Below are 21,417 nucleotides of genomic sequence, written 5' to 3' on the forward strand. Positions count from 1 at the left end.
CTCTCTATTCAACCAAAACTTTCAAACTGTCAGCCCGAACGATATCGCCGGCAAAAAACCACCGCAGACGGGCAAGAGGCCATCACGACCCGTTGGCCCGGCGCATCGCATCGACAAAACGCGTGACAAGCCTGCGGCCATCGGTCTGCGGAATTTCTGTACCGCTGCGTGGCCGCACCGAAAGCGTGACCAGGCGACCGCTGCTTTGCATCAATGCCCGCCAGGAATCGTTGGATTTGCCTTTGCTTTGGCGGGTCAGGCGCAACACCACGGCCCCCTTGTAATCTGCAACCTCATGCACGCTGATCGCGTCCGTATTGCCCGCCCCCCGCAGCGCAGCCTGCCCTTCAGAGGTTTCAAAATAAGGCGCCATAAGGTCGCGCTTCAGGGTAATGCCTGCCGCACTTCCCTCGCCACCGATCGTTGCGGCCAGAATAGGGCCTTTTTCGCCGCTACAAGGGGCGAAGGCCACAAAATCGGCCCCCGCAAGCCTTTGTTGCGTGGTTGAAACCGGGCAAAAACCGGATGGCCCAACCAGTTCCAGCCCGCCAAGCGAAAGCGATTGGCGCACAGCCCCCTGCCCGCCCCCCGCCGTGGCATCGGGCATGACACAGCCCGACACCAGCAACGGCAGAAGAAGAACCGTCTTACTGATCCATGTAGACATGGCGCTCTTCCTTTGCGCCGGGATGGGTAACGGCACCAAGCCGCGCGCCCCCCACCAGCCGCGCGTATTTCCATAGCGCACCGCTGTCATACTCGGTTTGGCGCGGGCCTTTCCAATTGGCTTTGCGCGTGGCCAGTTCCGCATCGCTCAAAGCGACCGAAAGCTCGCCTGTGATTGCGTTCAGTGTGATCATATCGCCGTTTTGCAACAGCGCAATCGGGCCACCATGCGCCGCCTCGGGGCCGACATGGCCAACGCAGAAACCGCGCGTCGCGCCCGAAAAACGACCATCAGTGATCAGCGCCACCTTTTTGCCCATGCCCTGACCCGAAAGCGCCGCTGTGGTGGACAGCATTTCGCGCATACCGGGGCCGCCTGCGGGGCCTTCATTACGGATGACGATAACCTCGCCTTCCGCGTATTGCCGCGCCTTCACAGCCTCAAACGCGTCTTCTTCACATTCAAACACGCGGGCGGGGCCGATAAAGACCTGCTGTTCCTCGGTCATGCCAGCGACTTTCACAATCGCGCCTTCAGGGGCCAGGTTGCCCTTCAACCCGACAACGCCGCCGGTTTTGGTGATCGGGGTGGACACAGGGTGGATAACGCGGCCATCGGCCTCACCCTGAATACGGTCCAGTTCCTCGCCCATCGACCGGCCCGTCGCGGTCATGCAATCTTCGTGCATCAGGCCCGCCTTGCGCAGCTCTTTCATCACAACCGGAACGCCGCCCGCCTCATACAGGTCTTTGGCCACATATTGGCCACCGGGCTTCAGATCGACGAAATACGGCGTGTCGCGGAAAATTTCGCAGACGTCGAACAGATCAAAATCAATCCCCGCCTCATGCGCAATCGCGGGCAGGTGCAGCCCGGCGTTGGTTGACCCGCCGGTGCAGGCCACGACCCGCGCGGCGTTTTCCAGCGATTTGCGGGTTACGATATCACGCGCGCGGATATTCTTTTCGATCAGATTCATCACAGCAACGCCTGACGCCTCGCCGTATACATCGCGCGACTCATAAGGGGCCGGCGCGCCAGAGGAGTTCATCAGCGCAAGGCCCAGCGCTTCGGACACGCAGGCCATGGTATTGGCGGTAAACTGGCCGCCACAGGCACCCGCCGAAGGGCAGGCGATACGCTCCAGAATTTCCAGCTCGGCGTCTGTCATGTTCCCGGCCTGGTGCTGGCCCACCGCCTCAAACACATCCTGCACGGTGACATCTTTGCCATTCAGGCGGCCCGGCAGGATCGACCCGCCATAGATAAACACCGACGGCGTGTTCAACCGCACCATCGCCATCATCATACCCGGCAAGGATTTGTCGCAGCCCGCAAGGCCCACAATCGCGTCATAGCAATGGCCGCGCATGGTCAATTCAACCGTGTCGGCAATCGCTTCACGGCTGGCCAAGGATGAACGCATGCCCTCATGGCCCATCGCAATACCATCAGTCACGGTGATGGTGGTAAATTCGCGCGGGGTGCCGCCGCCTTTTTTCACGCCGCCTTTGACGGCCTGTGCCTGACGATTCAGCGAGATGTTGCAAGGTGCCGCCTCGTTCCAGCAGGTCGCAACGCCAACCCACGGCTGGTGAATCTCTTCCTCGGAAATGCCCATGGAATAGAAATACGACCGGTGCGGCGCACGCGACGGCCCCTCGGTCACATGGCGGGATGGAAGTCTGGATTTATCGAAACGGCTGTTAATCATGGCTGGTCCTCCGGGAAATCGCTTGGACAAAGGGATAAAGCGGCTGTGCGAAAGGGGCAAGACGTGAATGCAAGCCATTGCCCGCACACATGGGATTTGACGAAAGAAAGGCAGGCAAAAGCCGCGGTGGCATGGCTTGATCGACTGAAAAAGCTGGAACAACCCCGGTTGTCGCGACATTTCTTCGCACGCGGTTTCCCTGTATCGCAAGACTGGCCGCTTTCATGCCCCCCAACGCCTGGGCCAGCACGCGGCGTTTGATAGGCCACAAAAGGGCCAAGGACCGGCCAGCGCGCCCCCAAAAGACAGGGCAAGGGTTGCGACGGTTTTGCCGTGGCTGGCCCCTTGATCCGATGACCGTCTGCCTGTCACTCCACAAAAAATCTGCTGTCGAAACTGCCCTTTATCGGGCGGCAGGTGTTGCTGTCAACGGTGCTGCCATAGTCTGGGGAAAAGCAAAGCTCTCCCACAAAGTTACCCGCTGCACGGCCTTCCTTATCCGTGAAATCAAGCGTCGTGAAGGTGACGCTGGCGGGTGTCGGCGCGCCATCGGAAACCCAATATTCACCACCTTTTGGCGAATAGCTCAGGGTTATCTCCATCGGCACCGTCTGTGGCCCCGGCACTTCGACCATAAAGGATGCGCTGATATCAAACCTGCTGTTGTCACGCTGAAACCCGCTGAGGTTAAGCAATGACATGCCGCCGCCAAGCAGCATAAAATAGGCGGTTGGGGATACTTCGCCATCCTGTGAGGCGATGACGGTGGGCTGCGCGATGCTTTCCTCACCGAATGTGGCGTGAAGGCTGCCGATCTCCTCGATCTCAAAGGCCAGAACAGGAAGGGCGAAAACGCTGAGGGTGAAAAGAAGCGGTACGAATTTCATGACTCACTACACCTCCAGAATGGATCTGCTTGGGGTTCTCTCTGTCAAAGGGCTTAAATATACCCATGGGCAAGTTGACCCCGCAAAACCCATTGTGTCAATTATGTTTCGCGTTTTGGGTGGGGCTGATCAGCATGACAAGAGCCAGAGTCAGGCCAGAGTCAGGGCTGCACCATCGCTGCATTCCATTCCTCCAGAAACCGCTTGCGGGTCACACGGTCAAGATTGGCCAGAAGGCCGGGATCAAGGCGGATCGGGCGCAGATGTGGTTTGCGCTCAAAGGCGGCGGCTTCAACCGAGGGCAGGCCTGCCCCTTCCGAGACCAGCGCCTGCACCCGTGGCGACAGCAGGTGGCGGATGAAATCCTCTGCGCCGTCTGGGTTTGTGGATTGGTGCGGAATCAACGCGGTACGCAGCAAGGTCAGGGTAAAATCCTCAAGCTCGATCACCTGATACCCGGCATGGCCCCCGGCCAGCGCATAAGAGCCCAGCACATTGTAACCCACCATCAACCGCCCCGTATCCAGATCTGCGATCATGTCGGATGAGCAGCAATACAGCCGCGCGTCCAGCCGCCCCATTACCTCGGCCAGCCGCCAGAACGTATCTGACAGCCGTGCATCCTGCGCCGCAAACAAATAGCCCGCGCCCGAAATCGCGGGGTCATAGGTGCCAACACGCCCGCGAAACCGGTCAGGGTTGTCACGCAGCAGCGCGATCAGGTCACGACGCGACCGGGGTGCGGCCTCATCCGGGGCCAGTGCGCCTTGGGCCAACAGCAGCACCACGGGTTCTTGCGCCACCGCCACCAGTAAATCACGCCAGCGCGCCCAGCCCGGTTGCGATGCCATCACGTCAGAAGGCAGCGGCAGGGCAAAGCCATCATTGGCCAGTTTGATCTGCAAATCCATGGCCGAGGAAATCACCACATCAAAGACAGCGGCCTCTTCGGCAATGGCGCGGTACACCTCTTGGCTGGAGGCCACGACATAGCGCAGGCCAAGGTCAGGGTTGCTATCCAGATAGGCGGTGATCACGGGTTCCAGAATGGCAATATCAGTGGTTGACAGCACGGTAATTTCTGCTCCGCCCGTGGGGCCGAAATGGCGTTCATCCTCAATCTCATAGGCTTGGCCCATACGGGCCAGCGTTATGACAAGGCCAAAGGCAAGGATAATGCCGCGCATGTGCCACCTCCATCGCGTGGGGTCAGGGAAAAACTGCCGCCCATTGCGCCCGCCGCCTCGGCCACAATCGTCAGCCCAAGCCCCGAGCCTGCCACATCGGCCACATTGGTACCACGGCGAAAGCGGCGTTTCAGGCGGTCATGCGGCACCCCATCAAGCCCGCGCCCCCGGTCCGACACGGTGATCCGGGCCATGGTACCGCACGCAGCCGCCCGAACATCAATTACCGTTTCATCGGCCGAGTATTTGATCGCATTGTCCAGAATGTTGCGCAAGGCCGCCTCGATCAGAACCACATCCCCCACGGCGGGCAGCGGGCCGTCAATGCGCAGTTGCAAGCCGATATCCTTCATTTCGGCTGCCGGGGCCAACCGCGCCACAAGTGCCCGCGTCAGATCGGCCAGATCGACGGCCGCCCAATCGGCCTGATCGGCGCGGTACAAGACCGTGGCATGGTCCAAAAGCTGGCCGGCAGAGCGCGCGGCATCATCCGCTGATCGGATCAGGGCGCGCAGCCGGGCCCGCGTGCCCTCTTCGCCCGATTGGCGCAGGGCGAGTTCGGCATCATTGCGCATCACGGCCAAGGGTGTGCGAATGTGATGCGCAGCCTCGGCGATGAATGTCTCGGTCTGGCTGAGCGTGCCGCGCAACCGGCCGATAAAGCTGTTCAACGCAGTGACAAAGGGCGCAAATTCCGCTGGGGCTGCATGAAGTACCGGGCGCAGATCGCGCGGGCCACGCCGGCCCACCGCCTCGGCCAGACGGTCGATGGGGGAAAACAGGCTGCGCGCGACAAACAGGGACAGTGGAATTGCCACAAAAAACACCAAAAGGCCCAGCGCCGCCGCCCGGTTGCCCAGATTGGCCGCAATTGCCCCCTGCCCCTCGCGGGTTTGGCCCAGCAAGATCAGCGCCGGGGCCGCGCGCCCATCAACCCGCACCGACCGGGCGACAGCGGCAATCCGCACGTCAAACTCACGAAACGGCACGGTATAAAAGATCGGCGCAAGGGCGGAGGGCGGCATTTCGGGGGGTGGCAGATCTTCATAGCCGGTCACGGTTTGGCCCGCCACATCAACCCGGTAAAAGATACGCTCCTCGCCCATGGCCGCCAGCATTGAAAAGGTGCCGGGGGCGATAGCAATCACCAGCCCCCCCTCGGCGCTGCGCAGCTCTTCTGCCATGGCCTACGCGGCGGCCCCCAAAACCGCGTCCAGCGTAGCCTCGGAGGCGCGTTCGGCCCCGACCCGCACCGCAAAATACAGCGAAAGCGCCAGAACCGCCGATAACGCCAGCAATTGCCAGATCAAGCGACGGCGCAGCGATGGCAGGCGCGCCTGCTTACCCATCGGTCAGCCGATAGCCAAGGCCGCGCACCGTTTCAATCCGTGCACGACTACCCGCCAGTTTCTTGCGCAACCGGCCGACATAGACCTCTATCGCATTGTCGCTGACGGATTCCGAAAAGGAGAACAACCGATCAACCAGATGTTCCTTGGATAGAATCCGCCCCGGAGCATTCAAGAACAGTTCCAGCAAGCGCATCTCGCGCGAGCGCAGGTCGCGCGTTTCCTGCCCGATGGTCAACGTCGCGGCCATGGGATCAAATGTCAGGTCGGCAAAGCTGCGCAGGATTTGTGCAGCCCCCCCGCGACGGCGCAAAACAGCGCGGCATCGCGCCTCCAGCTCGGCAAAATCAAAGGGTTTGGTGATATAATCATCGGCCCCTGTATCCAGCGCATCCACCCGGTCGCGCACGGATGAGCGGGCGGTCATAACGATCACCGGGGTCTGGCGTTCGGCGCGGCGGTGGCGGGCCAGAAAATCGCGGCCATCACCGTCGGGCAGCATGATATCCAGCAAGATCAGGTCATAGACCGCAACGGCCAGAAACCCCTCCGCCTCGGCCAGCGTGGCGGCACAATCCACGCCATGCCCATCCAACCCCAATCGCGCAGCGACCGAGGCAGAAAGATCGGCGTTGTCCTCGACCAACAAGAACCGCAAAGCCCACCCTTTTCACATTGAGTACAATTATTTTGCGCCGTGACAGGTTGGTGTCAGCTTTCCAGCTTTGAGTTGCTCTCGCAAGCCCAAACGCCATGCGGCGCCGGGCTGATGCCCTAATCACAAGTCTTGGGAGGACTATCCATGTCAATCACAACCCGCGCGCTGTCACTTGGCGCCTTTGGCCTTTTGGCCGCGACCACCTCGGCGCTTGCCACTGAATGTATCGCCCCGGCGAACCCCGGCGGCGGCTGGGATTTCACCTGCCGCCAGATCGCCAACATCTTGTATGAAACCAAGCAGATCGACGCGCCGATGGTTGTGACCAATATGGCGGGTGCCGGTGGCGGCGTGGCCTATACCTATGTCGTGACTGACCGCAACGACGACGCCGACCTGATTGTCGCTGCGTCTTCGGCCACCACCACACGTCTGGCGCAAAACGCCTTTGCCGGGGCGACTGCCGATCAGGTGCGGTTCCTTGGCGCCATCGGCGGGGATCCGGGCGTGATCGTTGTGGCCAAAGACAGCCCGTTCCAGTCGCTGAACGATATGGTTGAGGCGATCAAGGCCGATCCCGGCTCTGTCGCGTTTGCGGGTGGCTCGGCTGTGGGCGGCTTTGACCATATGAAACCCTTGCAGGTGATGAAGGCCGCAGGCTTTGATGACATCACCAAGATCAAGTATATCGGCGTTGATGGTGGCGCAGATGCGATCACCCAGACCGTTGGCGGCTTTACCCAGGCCATGACCGGCGACATGTCGGAAATTGTCGGCTTTATCAAATCGGGTGATGTGCGCGCACTGGCTGTCCTGACCGAAGAGCGGGTTCCGGGGTTTGAAGACATTCCAACAGCCAAGGAACAGGGCTTTGACGTGATCGCCGTGAACTGGCGCGGGCTGTATGTGCCAAAGAACATTTCCGATGAACAGTTCAACGCCTGGGCTGAAAAGCTAAAGGTGGTTGCCGAATCCGAACAGTGGCAAAAGTCGATGGCCGACAATGGCCTTGCCCCTTTCACCAAGATCGGCGGCGATTTCCAGTCCTGGGTTGATGGCGTGATTGCCGACACCGTCACCATGTCCAAGGAAATCGGGGTTATTCAATAATGTCCGCAGACCGCATCTTTGGTGGGGTCATGATCGTTCTGGCGCTGGGGTATATCCTCAGCGCCATGAACATCCAGTCCTCGTTCATGACCGATCCGGTCGGGCCGCGGGTGTTTCCGTATCTGGTGGCGGGCGTGGTGATGATATGCGCACTGGCCATGATGCTGCGCCCCGATCCGAATGGCGAATGGCCGGGCCTGTCGATGCTTGCAAAGCTGGCATTTGCAACGGCCGTTCTGGTGGCCTATTCCTATACAATCCGGCCTTTGGGGTTCATTTTTCCCACAACCATCGCCGCCGGGATCATCAGCTATATGATCAACCCGCGCCCTGTTTCCGCTGCACTCAGCGGGCTTGGGTTGGGTATCGGGCTGTACGTTTTGTTCAAAACCATCCTTGGTCTGGGCCTGCACGCCCTGCCCCGCGCCCTGATGGGCTGACAGGAACATCACATGGATATTCTTTCTAACCTGGCCCTTGGGTTCAGTATCGCGCTTTCGCCCTGGACGCTGCTGCTGGCCGTGATCGGTTGTTTTGTTGGCACCATCATCGGCGCGCTGCCGGGGCTTGGCCCGTCAAACGGCGTGGCGCTGCTGATTCCGATTTCGTTTTCGATGGGGCTGGATGCGATTTCGGCGCTGGTTCTTTTGACCTCGGTTTACTACGGCGCGATGTATGGCGGGCGGATCTCATCCATCTTGCTGAACATTCCGGGCGACGAGCCTGCAATGATGACCTGCCTTGACGGCTATCCGATGGCCAAACAGGGGCTTGCCTCGGATGCTTTGGTGATTTCGGGCGTTGCGTCTTTCGTCGGGGCCTTTCTGGCCACTGTGGGTCTGATGCTGCTGGCACCGCTGCTGGCGCGGGTCGCGTTCAGTTTCGGCCCTGCCGAGTATTTCGCGCTGTATATGCTGGCGTTTTGTACGCTTGGCGGGATCGGATCAAGCAATCAGGCCAAGGCAGCGCTTGCCGCAGCGCTTGGGCTTGGTATCGCGATGATCGGCATGGATAAAACCACGGGGATGCCGCGCTTTACCTTTGGCGAGCTGCATTTGATGGACGGGGTTGATTTTCTGGTCGCCATCGTTGGTCTGTTTGCCGTCGCCGAGGTGTTTCACTTCATTGAAACCCATGGGCGAGACAGTGCCATCGGCGTCAAGCTGGGCAAGATCACGATCAACTGGAAAATGCTGTGGTCTACCCGCTGGGCGATGCTGACCGGCACCGGCGTTGGCTTTTTGGCGGGCATCCTGCCGGGTGCGGGGGCGTCCTTGGGGTCGTTCCTGGCCTATATGACGCAAAAGGCAGCCTCGCCAGCGCATGAAAAGGCCAGCTATGGCAAGGGCAACCCAAAGGGCGTGGCCGCCCCCGAAGCGGGCAACAATGCCGCCGCGGGTGGCGCGCTGATCCCGATGCTGACGCTGGGCGTGCCGGGGTCGGGCACTACGGCGGTGCTGCTGGCGTTGCTGCTGACGCTGAACATCACACCGGGGCCGCTGCTGTTCACCGAACGCCCCGAAGTGGTCTGGGGCCTGATTGCGGCGCTGCTGATTGCCAACTTTGTGCTGTTGGTGATGAACGTGCCGATGGTAAAAGTGTTCGTGAAAATCCTGCAAGTGCCAAGCTGGATCTTGCTGCCGGGTGTGACGATGGTGGCCTTTGTCGGTATCTTCTCGCTGACCGGGTCTTCCTTTGATATGCTGCTGATGGTTGCCTTTGGCGTGCTGGGCTGGGTTTTTCGCAAGCTGTCGATACCAACGGTGCCCGTGATCCTTGGCATTCTTCTGGGCAACTCGATGGAGGATAACCTGCGGCGCGCCATGGTGCTTTCGGATGGCGACTGGACCTATCTGTTTTCCTCGCCTATCTCGATCGGGCTGTGGTTGGCGGCGGCTTTGGGGTTTGTAGCCCCCATTCTGTTGCGCGGGGTCTTGAAAAAGCCGGCACTTCCCGCGCATGACGACATGAGCAGTGATTAAAGGGGGCTGACAATGCCAACGCGTGTACTTGTGCCTTCGGGCGTTCTTTGCCTTGGGTTTGACCGCGACGCGCTGGCGCGCGGCGTGGCCATGCGCCCCGACATCATCGCAATTGATGGCGGATCAACCGACTCGGGCCCGTTTTCCCTTGGTGCGGGGCAATCAAAATATTCCCGCGCCGTGACCAAATCGGAATGGCGCGATTTGATGCTGGCGCGGGCGCAGGCAGGTGTGCCGCTGATCATCGGCACCGCGGGCACCTGCGGCACCGATGCGACGGTGGACTGGATGTATCAGATCACGGTTGAGCTGGCAGCAGAGCTGGGCCAAACCCTGCGCGTGGCGCGGCTGTATTCCAGCCAACCGCCCGCCCGCGTGGCGCAAGCCTTGCAAGACGGCCAGATCACACCGCTGACCCCGGCACCGCAGATTGATGCGGATGCGCTATTGGCAATGACCAATATCGTGGCGCTTGCCGGGGCCGAACAGATCCAGGCGGCGCTGAACACCGGGGCCGATATTATCATCGCAGGCCGCACAACCGACACCGCCACCATCGCCGCCCTGCCCCTGCTGCGGGGCGACCATGCGGGTGCGGCCTGGCACGGGGCCAAGATTGCCGAGTGCGGGGCCTTGTGTTCGACCAACCCCACCTCGGGCGTGATCGTGGTCGATTTTGACGAAACCGGCTTTACGGTAGAGGCGATGCACGAGACAGCCCTGTGTACCCCGCATTCGGTTTCGGCCCATATGCTGTATGAAAACACCGATCCTTTTGTCTTGTACGAGCCTGGCGGCCACCTGGATGTCACCACCGCACGTTACCGCGCCCTTGATGCGCGCCGTGTGCGCGTTGAAGGCTCTGCCTGGGTGCCGGGGCGCTATACCGTCAAACTTGAAGGCGCGCAGATTGCGGGGTATCAGACCACCATTCTGGCCGTCTTGCGCAGCCGCCATTATGTTGCCAATGCCAGCGCCTGGGTGGACAAGCTGACCACCCATCTGAACACCACGATCGCCCGCCGCATGGGCCTTGACCCCAGCCATTACACATTGGAATTTCGGCTGATCGGCGTGGACGCAGCGCTTGGCAATCAGGAAAACCGCAGTGGCAGCCCGGTCGAAGTGGGCGTGTTGGGCATCGTTACCGCCCGCACACAAGCGGAAGCGGCCGAGATCGGCAAGCTTATCAACCCCTTTGTGCTGCATTATCCGCTAACCGAGGATGAAGAATTGCCAACCTTTGCCTTTCCCTATTCCCCTGCCACCACAGACCGGGGCGCATTGTACGAATTTGCGCTGAACCATGTGATGGGCCTCGATGATCCAATGGCGGCCTTTCGCCTTGTTGTAGAGGAGGTGGGCGCATGACCTTGGGCGAACAGGTATTGAAGGTACGGTCCAAGAATGCCGGGCCGTTCTGGGTGACCATAGATATTTTCTGCGGCTCGCCCGAGGTCTATCAGCGGATCATGTCGCAGATCGACACCAGCCGGGTGGCCGCGCTGTTTGATACGCCGCTGCAATTGGTCCGGCGGTTCGACATTGCCGATCTGCATGTGATCAAGTTCTCGATCCCGCGGCCGGTGGTGCAGGGCAGCCGCAGTGACCGCGACATGCATGGCGCGCAATGGGCCTGCCTGCTGGAAGAAATGCCCCTGTAACCAACGCCACCCTGCCCCCGGCAAAAGTGATCTGGCCAGAGCCTTCCGCTAACCGCATAGGTTGCGGTATCAATGGCATGCCTACGCTCTGCCACGTTTCACGGGAAAACAGATGTTGCCCCACAGATGGTAACGGGGGCGAGGCATGCAGCCCCGTGCGGGGTATTGCGTAAACCCCAAAGCTGCTGGCCTGCGGGCGGGAAAGGGTGCCGGGGTTGGTTACCCCCCCCGCACCCTCCTCACAAGGCTTAACCGGGAGTTGAAGAAACGCCCACCTGCGCCGGCCGCAACAGGCGGTCATGCAGCAAAAAGCCCTCGGTCATAACCTGTATGATCTGGCCCGCTTTGGTCCCTTGGACCGGTGCTTCAAACATCGCCTGATGGAACTGGGGATCAAATAGATCGCCGATTTCGGGGATCACCGGGGTAACATTGTGTTTTGACATCACGCTGAGAAGTTCGCGCAGGGTGAGTTCAACACCCTCAATCAGGGCGGCAGCATCGGCACGGTGCTGATCGGTTGCGGCATTCAGGCCGCGGCGCAGGTTGTCATAAACCGGCAGCAGATCTCGCGCAAGCTTGGAGCCGCCGTATTGCTCGGCCTCACGCCGATCCCTCTCGCCGCGTTTGCGCGAGTTTTCAGCATCTGCAAGCGCGCGCATGAAACGATCGCGAAAATCATCGCGCTCGGCGCGCAGCGCCTCCAGCTCATCCATTGGGGCGGCGCCACCAAATTCGGACATATCAATTTCAGTCTCTGCCGCGTCCTGGGTGTTGGTTTTGGCTGCCTGTTCGTGGGCCATGTCGTCTTTCCTTATTTCAGTCATCCTGTCTCATCCTCTTGTGCGGTCGGATATAAGCCGCCCGACAAGCTGCGCCGTATAGTCTACGATGGGGACGATACGGCCATAATTCAACCGTGTCGGACCAATCACACCCACGGCGCCGATGATCTTTCGATCAGCGTTCATATAGGGGGAAACGACCAGAGACGAGCCCGAAAGTGAGAACAACTTGTTCTCAGAGCCAATAAAGATACGAACGCCTTCACCCTCTTCCGTCAGTTCCAGAAACTCGGCAATATCGCGCTTGCGTTCCAGGTCATCAAAGAGGTGGCGAATGCGTTCAAAATCCAACGCCTCGGTCGTGCCGTCCAGCAGATTTGACCGGCCACGCACAATCAGACGCTCGCTTTGCTCACCGGCATTTTCCCACAACACCAGGCCAGTTTCGACAAGTTGCTGCGCCAGAACATCAATTTCCTGGCGCCGGGTTTTAATCTCGGCGGTCACGGTTTTGCGCAGCTCGGACAGGGTTTTGCCCTCGGCCAGCGCATTCAGAAAGTTTGCCGCCTCGCGCATCGAAGATGGGGTTTGGCCCGGCGGCGGCGTAAAGACCCGATTTTCGACATGGCTGTCGGCAAAGACCAGAACGACAAGCGCGCGATCGGCACCAAGGCTGACAAATTCGATATGCCTGATCGGCGCTTCGTGTTTTGGCGAAAACACAAGACTGGCACCCTGCGTAAGGCCAGACAAAGTAGAGCCGATCCGGTCAAGAAGCGTTGCAACATCGGATTGCGCATTCCCCAACGTCGCGTCAATCAAATTGCGGTCCTCGGACGCAACCTCGCCCACCTCAAGCACACCATCAACGAAAAGGCGCAGGCCGATCTGTGTGGGAATGCGACCCGAGGACGTATGCGGACTGCCAAGAAGCCCGAGGTATTCAAGATCTTGCATCACGTTGCGGATTGTCGCTGCGCTGATCTTTTCGGACATTGTGCGGCTTAGCGTTCGAGAGCCGACAGGATCGCCCGACATCAGATAGCCCTCGACCACGCGGCGAAACACCTCGCGCGAACGGTCATTCAGCTCGGACATCAGGGCGGCACGTCTGTTTTGATCGGTCATCGGCTTATTTCCAAAGGGCCATGTACATTAAGGAGCACTGGCCCCATTCGTCAATGAGACTTGCATCCTTATCCACAGGGCGGGTATTTGTGCAAAAATTGAAATTCAGGAGCGTACCATGCGGCCATCAGCACGAAACCTAGATCAAATGCGTAATGTGACCATAGAAACAGGTGTGATGAAGCACGCTGAGGGGTCTTGTCTGATCAAGATGGGAGAAACGCATGTGCTGTGCTCAGCCTCCATCGAAGATAAAGCGCCGCCGTTTTTGAAGAATACCGGGCAAGGCTGGGTAACGGCGGAATATGGCATGCTGCCCCGCGCAACCAATACCCGCAATCGCCGCGAGGCAGCGACCGGAAAGCAAACGGGCCGGACCCAGGAAATCCAACGCTTGATTGGTCGCGCGTTGCGTGCAGGCGTTGACCGTCGTGCGCTTGGGGAACGGCAGATCGTGGTTGATTGCGATGTGCTGCAGGCTGACGGAGGGACCCGCTGTGCAGCCATTACCGGGGGATGGGTGGCACTGCGTTTGGCAGTGAACAAGCTGATCAAGGCGGGATTAGTGACGTCTGACCCGATTGTAGACCATGTCGTCGCGGTGTCTTGTGGGCTCTATGCGGGACAGGCTGTTCTGGACCTGGACTATGCAGAAGACTCGAACGCCGGCACCGATGGCAATTTTATCCTGACGGGTGCCGCGCGACTGATTGAGATTCAGATGTCTGCCGAGGGGGCCACATTTTCGCGGGATGAAATGGGGCAGTTGATGGATTTGGCCGAGGCAGGATGCGCGGAACTTGTGGCGGCACAAAAAGCGGCCCTGTCATAAGATGCGGCGATTCAATGGTACAGAATTGCTGGTGGCGACACATAATGCAGGGAAACTGCAAGAGATCGGTTCTTTGCTGGAAGGGTTTGGCATTTCTGTCGTGTCAGCCGCATCCTTGGGCTTGCCAGAGCCCGAGGAAACCGAGAACAGTTTTATCGGCAATGCAAAGCTAAAGGCGCATGCGGCGGCCCGCGCCTCTGGGCTGATTTCTCTGGCTGATGATTCCGGCATCTGCGTCGATGCCCTTAAAGGGGCACCCGGCGTATATACAGCCGATTGGGCAGAAACACCAAACGGCCGTGATTTTACCGTGGCCATGGAACGAACCTGGCGTGAGCTGGAAGCTGCTGGCGCACCAAAGCCGTGGACGGCGCAGTTTCGTTGCACTCTGGTCATGGCCTGGCCAGATGGGCATGACGAAGTGTTTGAGGGCGTAATGCCTGGCGCAGTTGTCTGGCCAATGCGGGGGAACCAAGGGCACGGCTATGACCCGATCTTTGTGCCCGATGGCCATGATATTACATTTGGAGAGATGGAGTCAGGGATGAAAAACAAGATCAGCCACCGCGCCGATGCGTTTCGCAAACTGATCGCCGGCTGTTTCACGTGAAACAATTATCACCCGTAGAGGATTGGCAGACGGGCGGATTTGGCCTTTATCTTCATTGGCCGTTTTGCCAATCAAAATGCCCCTATTGCGATTTCAACAGCCATGTTTCAGCAAAGATAGACCAAACACGTTGGCAAAATGCCTATCTGTCTGAGATTGAACGCTTGGGCGCAGAAACGCCAGGCCGGGTGCTGCAGACGGTTTTCTTCGGCGGTGGCACGCCATCGCTGATGGCGCCCGATCTGGTGCATGCGATCTTGTCAAAAATCCGCACCACCTGGAACGTAGCAAATGATGTTGAAATAACAATGGAAGCCAACCCCAGCTCGATCGAGGTTGGCCGCTTTCACGGATACAAAGACGCGGGTGTAGGGCGGGTTTCAATTGGCGTGCAGGCGCTGAATGATACCGACCTGAAGAGGCTTGGCCGGCTGCATAGCGTTCATGAGGCGAAATCCGCGATTGAATTGGCGCAAACCATCTTTGAGCGCGTGAGCTTCGATCTGATCTATGCGCGCCAAGATCAGAGCCTGGCACAGTGGCAGGCAGAGCTTTCAGAGGCCTTGGCAATGGCGAGTGGGCATCTTTCCTTGTACCAATTGACGATTGAGGACGGCACCGCCTTCGGTGACCGATTTCGAAGGGGCCTGTTACGCGGATTGCCTGATGAAAACCTTGGTGCAGATATGTATTTGGCAACTCAAGATATGACGGCTGCAGCGGGGTATCTGTCATACGAAGTGTCAAACTATGCCAAATCCGGTCAAGAATCCCGCCATAACTGCATGTATTGGAATGCGGGCGATTATGTCGGCATTGGCCCCGGCGCGCACGGCCGGCTTACGCTCGGCTCGGTGCGATATGCAACCGAGGCAGTAGCAAACCCGATCACCTGGCTGTCAGGAGTCGAGCGGGCCGGCGCCATCGAGCAACGGCAGAGGGTCACCCCAAAAGAGCAAGGCTTAGAGTATTTGATGATGGGATTGCGCCGAGACGTGGGGATTGATGTTGAGAGATTTGCACGCCTTTCGGGCAGCCCCATATCACAGCCAAAACTAGACGAACTGCGGGATATCGGGGTGATAGAGATCGCCGAAGGCCGCCTGTCAGCAACCAGGCAAGGGCGTTTGGTTCTGAATGCCGTGATTGAGCGTTTGATTGATTAGACCATATTCAGCCAATACCCAGAGTCGGCGCCTGCGCAGAATACCCGCTCTGGGCATTGGCCCTAAACCCGTTTTTTGCAAACGCTCCAGGACCTATGCGCGCTCAATCTGGGATAACGCCCGACATAGGTTGTCCAGATCATCCAATGTGTTGTAACGGATTGTAAGCGTACCGCGTTCGCCGCCTGGTTCATGATTGATACTGACCCCCATGCGCAGATTTGCACCCAGATCTGCCTCTAATGCGCGGGTATCGGCATCCTTTTCATTATGGCCGCCCTGGCGTTTTGCGCGGGGCTGGCTTGTTGACGTTTCCCGTGAAAGTCGCTCAGTTTCGCGAACTGACAGACCCTTGTCTATGATCGTCCTCGCAAGCGCTGATGGATCGGAGGTGGTGATAAGAGCGCGCGCATGACCAGCAGAAAGGCTACCGCTCCGTATATGGTCCTGCACATCCTGAGGAAGATTCAGTAGGCGAAGAAGGTTTGCGATATGGCTACGGCTTTTAGACAGCGCTTCGGCAATCTTTTCCTGAGTATGCCCGAAGCGTTCCATAAGTTGACGGAAACCCGCCGCCTCTTCAATCGCATTCAAATCGGCGCGTTGGATATTCTCGATGATTGCGACCTCAAGCACCTCGGTGTCATCAAAGTTTCGAATAACAACTGGCAGGTTGTGGACTTGCGCAATTTGTGCCGCCCGCCAACGGCGTTCGCCTGCGACAATCTCATAAGTATCAGTGCCAGGAATCGGACGAACGATAAGCGGTTGCAAAACGCCCTTTTGCCTTATCGAAGCCGCAAGATCCTCCAGCGCCTCGGGCGTAAAATCGCGCCGAGGCTGATTCGGGTTTGGAAGGAGCTTTTCGACAGCTATCAGGGAATCCGGGCGGCGCCCATCCGGCGTCGCATCTACTTTATCTGCAGAAACATTGATGTCGGCCATCAACGCCGATAGCCCACGGCCCAAACCGCGCCGCTCTTGCTTCTTTTCCATCAGTTTACACCCCCATTGATATGCATCTTGATACCATAACGTTCAGCAATCTCTCTCGAAAGGGCGCGATAGGCCTCAGCACCCTTTGAAGACGAATCATAAGAAAGCACAGGCAAAGCATAAGACGGGGCCTCGCTCACACGCACGTTCCGAGGAATAATCGTTTTGAACACCAGGTCACCGAGATTCTCACGCGCGTCAGCCTCAACCATCTGCGAAAGGTTGTTACGTTTATCATACATGGTTAACAAAACGCCTTCTATGCGCAGGTCACTATTCGCTGTTTGCCGGATTTCCCTGACTGTCAGCATGAGTTGTGAAAGCCCCTCCAGGGCAAAGAATTCGCTTTGTAGAGGGATCAAAACCGAATGGCATGCCACCAATGCGTTTACAGTCAAAAGATTGAGGGATGGCGGGCAATCTATCAGAATGAAATCAAAACCAAATACCGTCATATCGGGCTGACGCAACGCATCATGCAACAGAAAGCTTCGCTTTTCATTGGAAATCATCTCCATGTCAGCAGAAGAAAGGTCAGCGTTTGCCGGGCAAATTGAAATTCGATCTATGCCAGTCTCAAGTATCACCAAATTGAGTGGGGCATCTTCAACCATCAGATCATAAGTCGTCAAGGTGCGATTTGCCACTTCAATACCAAAGCCTGTAGATGCGTTTCCTTGCGGATCCAAATCCACAACCAGCACTTTTGCGCCAAGCTCGGCAAGCCCTGCGGCTAGGTTTATCGTCGTAGTTGTTTTTGCGACACCGCCCTTTTGGTTGGCAAGAGCAATAATTCTTGGTGTATTCGCAAACAATGTGTCAGGCATTTTGGATCCCGTGAACTTTCAAGATTTTGGCTTTCGAGTCGGTCAGGCTTTGGATGACTTCATATTCAAAATCGAACAGCTTTTTCGCCTCATCCAATTCCAGCAGATAATTTTCGCCCTTGGGGAAAAGGCAAACGCCTGTTTTTGACAGGTGACGCTGTGCGAATGGCAAAAGTTTAGAAAGAGGAGCCAGCGCGCGGGCGGTGAGTAGGTCTGCCTCAAAAGGTCTGAGAGTTTCAACACGACAGGATTCGATACCAGCACTAATCCCAAGGGTGCGAACAACTTCTCGCAGAAATGTCGCTTTTCGTTGGTCCACTTCGACGAATACAAATTTCCGTTTTGGCGATAATTCAGCGGAGAGCAAAGCCAACACGATACCAGGCAAGCCGGCACCGCTGCCAATATCAAGGCATCGGTCGGCCGAAATAGGAATGTGCGGAAATATCTGAGCGGAATCCACTATATGTCTGTTCCAGAAATCATCAACACTTTTCTTGGAGATCAGGTTGATCGCAGGGTTCCACTTTCGAATAAGAGTTTCGAAATCAGCAAGACGTTCGAGTGTTTCACGTGAAACATCCACACCCCGCAGCCTGGCACCATTCATCATAGCATTTGCCGCTGGCTTGAACCGCTTTTTATGCGCGACAGAATTAGGATAAGGGCAGATGGGGTCATGCCCTCGATACGCCCAGCCTGATCAATCGACGTTGGCCGCTGCCCTGCCAACTTCACCCTAAGCTCATGAGAAAGGCCAGACAGGTCGTCATAATCAAAATTGGCAGGAATAATTGTTTGCTCATCGCGCTTTAGCTTGGCCATCTCATTACTTTGGCGTTCGGTATAATTCGCATAGAGTGACTCTCTCCACAGCTGGACAAGGTATTCAGGGGGGATTTCAGGAAAATTTGGAAGTCTTTTAGCAACTTCGTCAAAGCAGCCATCAAGCTGCGATAACACAGCAAATCCATCCCGACGAGATCCATCTTGCCGCGCCTTGAAGCCCGCATCTGCAATTTGTTTCGAAGAATAATTCACAGACGTCAGCTCAGATTTATACCTGCACAAGTTTTCCAACTTATTTTCAAATAAGTTTTTCCGCTTTTCACCTAGGCAACCAAGAGCGATCGCCTTAGGACTAAGCCTTTGATCCGCGTTATCGGCACGAAGCAGTAAGCGGTATTCAGCCCGCGAGGTAAACATACGATAAGGTTCGGTGACGCCGCGCATGATCAGATCGTCAATCATAACACCAATATAGCTTTCAGTTCGACTGAAGCTGATCTGATCACGCCCCAACGATTCGGCGGCAGCGTTCAATCCAGCCACAAGGCCTTGTGCAGCCGCCTCTTCATACCCTGTCGTACCATTGATCTGGCCAGCAAAGTAAAGCCCTGACAAACCTCTGACAGCCAAACCAGGGGTAAGCGCTTTGGGGTCAAAGTAATCATATTCTATTGCATAGCCAGGTTGCAGGATGACCACGTTCTCCAGCCCATAAATTGAACGCACATAATCTTCCTGCACATCAGCCGGAAGAGACGTCGAGATGCCGTTCGGATACACAGTGTCTTCGTCAAGACCCTCTGGCTCTAAAAATATCTGATGTGAGACTTTATCCGCAAAGCGGATAATTTTATCTTCTATGGATGGGCAATACCGAGGCCCTACCCCTTCAATATACCCCCCAAACATGGCCGATCGTGATATGTTTGCCCGAATAATGTCGTGGGTTCTCTCATTGGTTTCGGTTATTCCACAGGAAATTTGCCGGGCTATAGGACCAGAGCTAAGGAAAGACAGCATGGTAGCATCTTCATCACCGGCCTGTTTTTCAAGCCGATCCCATGCAATTGTCTTACCATCCAAACGTGGTGGGGTGCCGGTTTTCAATCTGCCACGCGGCAGATCAAACTCTGATAACCTTTTGGCCAATTCAATTGATGGCATTTCTCCCGATCTGCCTCCTGGGGTCCGCACGTCACCAATATGAATAAGACCATTCAAAAAGGTTCCCGCCGTAAGAACAACAGAATTTGCCCTGAATTCGGTGCCATCGGCCAGTCTGATACCTAAAATTTTGGTTCCAGCCTGGATGAAATCAATGACTTCACCCTCAATGATATCAAGATTATTATATTCGCTGAGTATATTCTGAATTGCGAAACGGTACCGTTTTCGATCCGCCTGCGTTCGCGGTCCCTGCACTGCGGGTCCTTTGCTGCGATTCAAAAGACGAAATTGGATGCCCGCATAATCTGCCGCAACACCCATAATCCCATCAAATGCATCAATCTCACGAACAAGATGGCCTTTTCCAAGCCCCCCAATCGCTGGATTACAAGACATCACCCCCAATGACTGGCGCTTTAATGTCACTAGCCCAGTTTGTGCGCCCATACGCGCCGAAGCTGCGGCGGCCTCACAGCCTGCATGCCCACCACCAACAACAATAACATCAAACTGTTTCACGTGAAACATCCTCATTTTCCAATGCAGAAACTCGCAAATATCTCACCAAGCAAGGTTTCCACATCAATTTTACCCAGCAACACCTCAAGCGCATAAGATGCCGTCCGCAATTCTTCAGCAACCACCTCCACCACCGGCATCGGCTGCTGCAATTCAGCCATCGCGACGTCCAGCGCTCGAACCGCGCCTAAAATCGCAATACGATGTCGCTCACGGGTCAAAACGCTTGCCGCCGCTGTTCTCGATGACAACGTCTTTGAAACCGCCGCCAATAACTGCGAAACACCCTGCCCTGTCAAACCCGAAACGCTATGGTCATATCGGATATCCCCGATTTTTTCTACAGTATCAGCCTTGCCACGCACGATCAAATCGCCAATTTGTGGCTTAATCAGACAGATTTCCTTATCCCCGTCCATCAGGAATATGCGGATATCAGCTGCATTTGCCCGCTCGATGGCCAAATCAACCCCAAGTGCCTCGATCTTGTTATCAGTATCACGCAGACCGGCCGTATCCAAAAAAGTAACGGCCAACCCATCCACATCCATCCTTACCTCAATCACATCCCGGGTTGTCCCTGCAATCTCGGATGTAATCGCGGCTTGCCGCCCAGCAAAGGCGTTCAACAGCGTAGATTTTCCTGCATTTGGCCTACCAACAATCGCTACTTCAAACCCATCGCGAATCCGCTCGGCAATTTTTACCCCTTCAGCCTCTCTTTTCAGATCCCGCGATAATCCTTCCAAAAGCGCCTGTACTTCTGGCATCACATCCACCGGTACATCTTCATCGACAAAATCAATTGTGGCTTCCAACAAGGCCGCAGCCCGAACCAGATCCCGGCGCCAACGCTCAACCGTTTTACCGATCGCTCCCGATAAAACTCTTATGGATTGCACGCGCTGCGCTTCAGTTTCCGAATCGATCAGATCTGCCAAACCCTCGACCTGGGTCAAGTCCAGGCAACCATTTTCCAACGCACGCCGCGTAAATTCTCCAGCTTCAGCGGGGCGCAGCCCTTCCATTTCAGCAAGAGCACCCAGAACAGCCGCTACAACCGCCCGCCCACCGTGCAGGTGAAGCTCAACACTGGCTTCGCCGGTAAAGCTCGCACCTTCATCAAAGACCAACACAAGCGCTTCATCCAAAAGCACACCCTGCCAGTGAAGCTTGCGCACACTCGCCCGCCGGGTTTTTGGCACCGATGCCATCAAGCCAAGCGCTTTATGTGCCATAGGGCCAGAAATCCGAATGACGGATACACCAGCTTTGCCTCTCGCCGAGGCAAGTGCATATATCGTCTCTAACATATCCAACCCCCTATCCATAAGCCTGTCTTCCCCATCCCCTGAAACAAAATCGGTTTTCGCTGCCCTG

Annotated in this window: 22 protein-coding genes; 8 read left to right on the forward strand and 14 right to left on the reverse strand. The window is 57.0% G+C overall.

All coding sequences use genetic code 11. The features are described from left to right. Positions 1 to 82: 82 nt before the first annotated feature. The 7 genes from VDP61_RS02495 to VDP61_RS02525 all read right to left on the reverse strand — a co-directional run bounded on the left by VDP61_RS02495 (position 83) and on the right by VDP61_RS02525 (position 6,462). On the reverse strand, positions 83 to 667 hold the full coding sequence (locus VDP61_RS02495; protein ID WP_323005353.1) for a hypothetical protein: 585 nt from the start codon (positions 665 to 667) through the stop codon (positions 83 to 85). Then, complete coding sequence (gene ilvD, locus VDP61_RS02500) at positions 648 to 2,381, reverse strand: dihydroxy-acid dehydratase (protein WP_323005354.1); 1,734 nt, start codon at positions 2,379 to 2,381, stop codon at positions 648 to 650. Before ilvD ends, VDP61_RS02495 begins: the two co-directional genes overlap by 20 nt. Positions 2,382 to 2,749: 368 nt before the next feature. Further along, positions 2,750 to 3,268 (reverse strand): hypothetical protein, encoded by a 519-nt coding sequence (locus tag VDP61_RS02505; RefSeq protein WP_323005355.1) that lies wholly within the window; start codon positions 3,266 to 3,268, stop codon positions 2,750 to 2,752. Positions 3,269 to 3,429: 161 nt separating this feature from the next. Then, complete coding sequence (locus tag VDP61_RS02510) at positions 3,430 to 4,455, reverse strand: ABC transporter substrate-binding protein (RefSeq protein WP_323005356.1); 1,026 nt, start codon at positions 4,453 to 4,455, stop codon at positions 3,430 to 3,432. Then, entirely contained in the window at positions 4,419 to 5,639 is a 1,221-nt protein-coding gene (locus VDP61_RS02515; RefSeq protein ID WP_323005357.1) for a sensor histidine kinase, read from the reverse strand. The genes VDP61_RS02510 and VDP61_RS02515 overlap by 37 nt, the downstream gene beginning before the upstream one ends. A 3-nt stretch (positions 5,640 to 5,642) precedes the next feature. Then, positions 5,643 to 5,804: a hypothetical protein gene (locus tag VDP61_RS02520; protein ID WP_323005358.1), complete on the reverse strand. Its 162-nt coding sequence runs from the start codon at positions 5,802 to 5,804 to the stop codon at positions 5,643 to 5,645. Beyond that, positions 5,797 to 6,462, reverse strand: a complete 666-nt coding sequence (locus VDP61_RS02525) for a response regulator transcription factor (RefSeq protein ID WP_323005359.1) — start codon at positions 6,460 to 6,462, stop codon at positions 5,797 to 5,799. Before VDP61_RS02525 ends, VDP61_RS02520 begins: the two co-directional genes overlap by 8 nt. Before the next feature lie 144 nt (positions 6,463 to 6,606). Between VDP61_RS02525 and VDP61_RS02530 the strand changes: the two genes are divergently transcribed. The 5 genes from VDP61_RS02530 to VDP61_RS02550 are packed head-to-tail and all read left to right on the forward strand — an operon-like array spanning position 6,607 to position 11,218. Then, positions 6,607 to 7,572 (forward strand): Bug family tripartite tricarboxylate transporter substrate binding protein, encoded by a 966-nt coding sequence (locus tag VDP61_RS02530; protein WP_323005360.1) that lies wholly within the window; start codon positions 6,607 to 6,609, stop codon positions 7,570 to 7,572. After that, positions 7,572 to 8,012, forward strand: a complete 441-nt coding sequence (locus VDP61_RS02535; protein WP_323005361.1) for a tripartite tricarboxylate transporter TctB family protein — start codon at positions 7,572 to 7,574, stop codon at positions 8,010 to 8,012. Before VDP61_RS02530 ends, VDP61_RS02535 begins: the two co-directional genes overlap by 1 nt. Before the next feature lie 12 nt (positions 8,013 to 8,024). Next, positions 8,025 to 9,554 (forward strand): tripartite tricarboxylate transporter permease, encoded by a 1,530-nt coding sequence (locus VDP61_RS02540; RefSeq protein WP_323005362.1) that lies wholly within the window; start codon positions 8,025 to 8,027, stop codon positions 9,552 to 9,554. Between the two features lie 12 nt (positions 9,555 to 9,566). Further along, positions 9,567 to 10,925 (forward strand): acyclic terpene utilization AtuA family protein, encoded by a 1,359-nt coding sequence (locus VDP61_RS02545; RefSeq protein WP_323005363.1) that lies wholly within the window; start codon positions 9,567 to 9,569, stop codon positions 10,923 to 10,925. Then, a complete protein-coding gene (locus VDP61_RS02550; protein WP_323005364.1) occupies positions 10,922 to 11,218 on the forward strand; it encodes a DUF4387 family protein in 297 nt (98 codons plus the stop codon). The genes VDP61_RS02545 and VDP61_RS02550 overlap by 4 nt, the downstream gene beginning before the upstream one ends. Before the next feature lie 248 nt (positions 11,219 to 11,466). Here VDP61_RS02550 and VDP61_RS02555 read toward each other — a convergent pair whose 3' ends face one another. Both VDP61_RS02555 and hrcA read right to left on the reverse strand, forming a co-directional pair. Continuing rightward, positions 11,467 to 12,045, reverse strand: a complete 579-nt coding sequence (locus tag VDP61_RS02555) for a nucleotide exchange factor GrpE (protein WP_323005365.1) — start codon at positions 12,043 to 12,045, stop codon at positions 11,467 to 11,469. Between the two features lie 6 nt (positions 12,046 to 12,051). After that, on the reverse strand, positions 12,052 to 13,131 hold the full coding sequence (gene hrcA / locus VDP61_RS02560) for a heat-inducible transcriptional repressor HrcA (protein WP_323005366.1): 1,080 nt from the start codon (positions 13,129 to 13,131) through the stop codon (positions 12,052 to 12,054). Positions 13,132 to 13,249: 118 nt separating this feature from the next. On the opposite strand from hrcA, the gene rph reads away from it, so the two are divergent. Genes rph through hemW form a run of 3 tightly spaced genes read left to right on the forward strand, consistent with a single transcriptional unit; the run spans position 13,250 to position 15,739 of the window. Next, a complete protein-coding gene (gene rph / locus VDP61_RS02565; RefSeq protein WP_323005367.1) occupies positions 13,250 to 13,963 on the forward strand; it encodes a ribonuclease PH in 714 nt (237 codons plus the stop codon). Position 13,964: 1 nt separating this feature from the next. Next, a complete protein-coding gene (rdgB, locus tag VDP61_RS02570) occupies positions 13,965 to 14,573 on the forward strand; it encodes an RdgB/HAM1 family non-canonical purine NTP pyrophosphatase (protein WP_323005368.1) in 609 nt (202 codons plus the stop codon). Beyond that, positions 14,570 to 15,739 carry a radical SAM family heme chaperone HemW gene (gene hemW, locus VDP61_RS02575; RefSeq protein ID WP_323005369.1) on the forward strand — a complete coding sequence of 390 codons (1,170 nt, stop codon included), beginning with the start codon at positions 14,570 to 14,572 and terminating at the stop codon, positions 15,737 to 15,739. Before rdgB ends, hemW begins: the two co-directional genes overlap by 4 nt. A gap of 93 nt (positions 15,740 to 15,832) precedes the next feature. On the opposite strand, the gene VDP61_RS02580 is transcribed toward hemW, so the two are convergent. The 5 genes from VDP61_RS02580 to mnmE are packed head-to-tail and all read right to left on the reverse strand — an operon-like array spanning position 15,833 to position 21,350. Further along, a complete protein-coding gene (locus VDP61_RS02580; protein WP_323005370.1) occupies positions 15,833 to 16,735 on the reverse strand; it encodes a ParB/RepB/Spo0J family partition protein in 903 nt (300 codons plus the stop codon). Next, positions 16,735 to 17,562, reverse strand: a complete 828-nt coding sequence (locus VDP61_RS02585; protein WP_323005371.1) for a ParA family protein — start codon at positions 17,560 to 17,562, stop codon at positions 16,735 to 16,737. Before VDP61_RS02585 ends, VDP61_RS02580 begins: the two co-directional genes overlap by 1 nt. Further along, positions 17,555 to 18,175 carry a 16S rRNA (guanine(527)-N(7))-methyltransferase RsmG gene (rsmG, locus tag VDP61_RS02590; RefSeq protein WP_323005372.1) on the reverse strand — a complete coding sequence of 207 codons (621 nt, stop codon included), beginning with the start codon at positions 18,173 to 18,175 and terminating at the stop codon, positions 17,555 to 17,557. Before rsmG ends, VDP61_RS02585 begins: the two co-directional genes overlap by 8 nt. After that, positions 18,172 to 20,046, reverse strand: coding sequence for a tRNA uridine-5-carboxymethylaminomethyl(34) synthesis enzyme MnmG (gene mnmG / locus VDP61_RS02595; protein WP_323005373.1), 1,875 nt, complete (start codon positions 20,044 to 20,046; stop codon positions 18,172 to 18,174). Before mnmG ends, rsmG begins: the two co-directional genes overlap by 4 nt. A gap of 2 nt (positions 20,047 to 20,048) precedes the next feature. Next, positions 20,049 to 21,350, reverse strand: coding sequence for a tRNA uridine-5-carboxymethylaminomethyl(34) synthesis GTPase MnmE (gene mnmE, locus VDP61_RS02600; RefSeq protein ID WP_323005374.1), 1,302 nt, complete (start codon positions 21,348 to 21,350; stop codon positions 20,049 to 20,051). Positions 21,351 to 21,417 lie beyond the last annotated feature (67 nt).

It is taken from the genome of Pseudorhodobacter sp., assembly GCF_034675685.1.
In the GTDB taxonomy this organism is placed as follows: Bacteria; Pseudomonadota; Alphaproteobacteria; order Rhodobacterales; family Rhodobacteraceae; genus Pseudorhodobacter.

What these genes read in the sequence shown, in the direction of transcription:
- VDP61_RS02515 (WP_323005357.1), bottom strand. Translation starts at nt 5,639, where the DNA reads ATGGCAGAAGAGCTGCGCAGCGCCGAGGGGGGGCTGGTGATTGCTATC.
- ilvD (WP_323005354.1), bottom strand. Translation starts at nt 2,381, where the DNA reads ATGATTAACAGCCGTTTCGATAAATCCAGACTTCCATCCCGCCATGTG.
- rdgB (WP_323005368.1), top strand. Translation starts at nt 13,965, where the DNA reads ATGCGGCGATTCAATGGTACAGAATTGCTGGTGGCGACACATAATGCA.
- VDP61_RS02510 (WP_323005356.1), bottom strand. Translation starts at nt 4,455, where the DNA reads ATGCGCGGCATTATCCTTGCCTTTGGCCTTGTCATAACGCTGGCCCGT.
- VDP61_RS02550 (WP_323005364.1), top strand. Translation starts at nt 10,922, where the DNA reads ATGACCTTGGGCGAACAGGTATTGAAGGTACGGTCCAAGAATGCCGGG.
- rph (WP_323005367.1), top strand. Translation starts at nt 13,250, where the DNA reads ATGCGGCCATCAGCACGAAACCTAGATCAAATGCGTAATGTGACCATA.
- VDP61_RS02505 (WP_323005355.1), bottom strand. Translation starts at nt 3,268, where the DNA reads ATGAAATTCGTACCGCTTCTTTTCACCCTCAGCGTTTTCGCCCTTCCT.
- VDP61_RS02555 (WP_323005365.1), bottom strand. Translation starts at nt 12,045, where the DNA reads ATGACTGAAATAAGGAAAGACGACATGGCCCACGAACAGGCAGCCAAA.
- VDP61_RS02530 (WP_323005360.1), top strand. Translation starts at nt 6,607, where the DNA reads ATGTCAATCACAACCCGCGCGCTGTCACTTGGCGCCTTTGGCCTTTTG.
- VDP61_RS02580 (WP_323005370.1), bottom strand. Translation starts at nt 16,735, where the DNA reads ATGGAAAAGAAGCAAGAGCGGCGCGGTTTGGGCCGTGGGCTATCGGCG.
- rsmG (WP_323005372.1), bottom strand. Translation starts at nt 18,175, where the DNA reads ATGATGAATGGTGCCAGGCTGCGGGGTGTGGATGTTTCACGTGAAACA.
- hrcA (WP_323005366.1), bottom strand. Translation starts at nt 13,131, where the DNA reads ATGACCGATCAAAACAGACGTGCCGCCCTGATGTCCGAGCTGAATGAC.
- VDP61_RS02545 (WP_323005363.1), top strand. Translation starts at nt 9,567, where the DNA reads ATGCCAACGCGTGTACTTGTGCCTTCGGGCGTTCTTTGCCTTGGGTTT.
- VDP61_RS02585 (WP_323005371.1), bottom strand. Translation starts at nt 17,562, where the DNA reads ATGCCTGACACATTGTTTGCGAATACACCAAGAATTATTGCTCTTGCC.
- mnmE (WP_323005374.1), bottom strand. Translation starts at nt 21,350, where the DNA reads ATGTTAGAGACGATATATGCACTTGCCTCGGCGAGAGGCAAAGCTGGT.
- mnmG (WP_323005373.1), bottom strand. Translation starts at nt 20,046, where the DNA reads ATGTTTCACGTGAAACAGTTTGATGTTATTGTTGTTGGTGGTGGGCAT.
- VDP61_RS02540 (WP_323005362.1), top strand. Translation starts at nt 8,025, where the DNA reads ATGGATATTCTTTCTAACCTGGCCCTTGGGTTCAGTATCGCGCTTTCG.
- VDP61_RS02520 (WP_323005358.1), bottom strand. Translation starts at nt 5,804, where the DNA reads ATGGGTAAGCAGGCGCGCCTGCCATCGCTGCGCCGTCGCTTGATCTGG.
- VDP61_RS02495 (WP_323005353.1), bottom strand. Translation starts at nt 667, where the DNA reads ATGTCTACATGGATCAGTAAGACGGTTCTTCTTCTGCCGTTGCTGGTG.
- VDP61_RS02535 (WP_323005361.1), top strand. Translation starts at nt 7,572, where the DNA reads ATGTCCGCAGACCGCATCTTTGGTGGGGTCATGATCGTTCTGGCGCTG.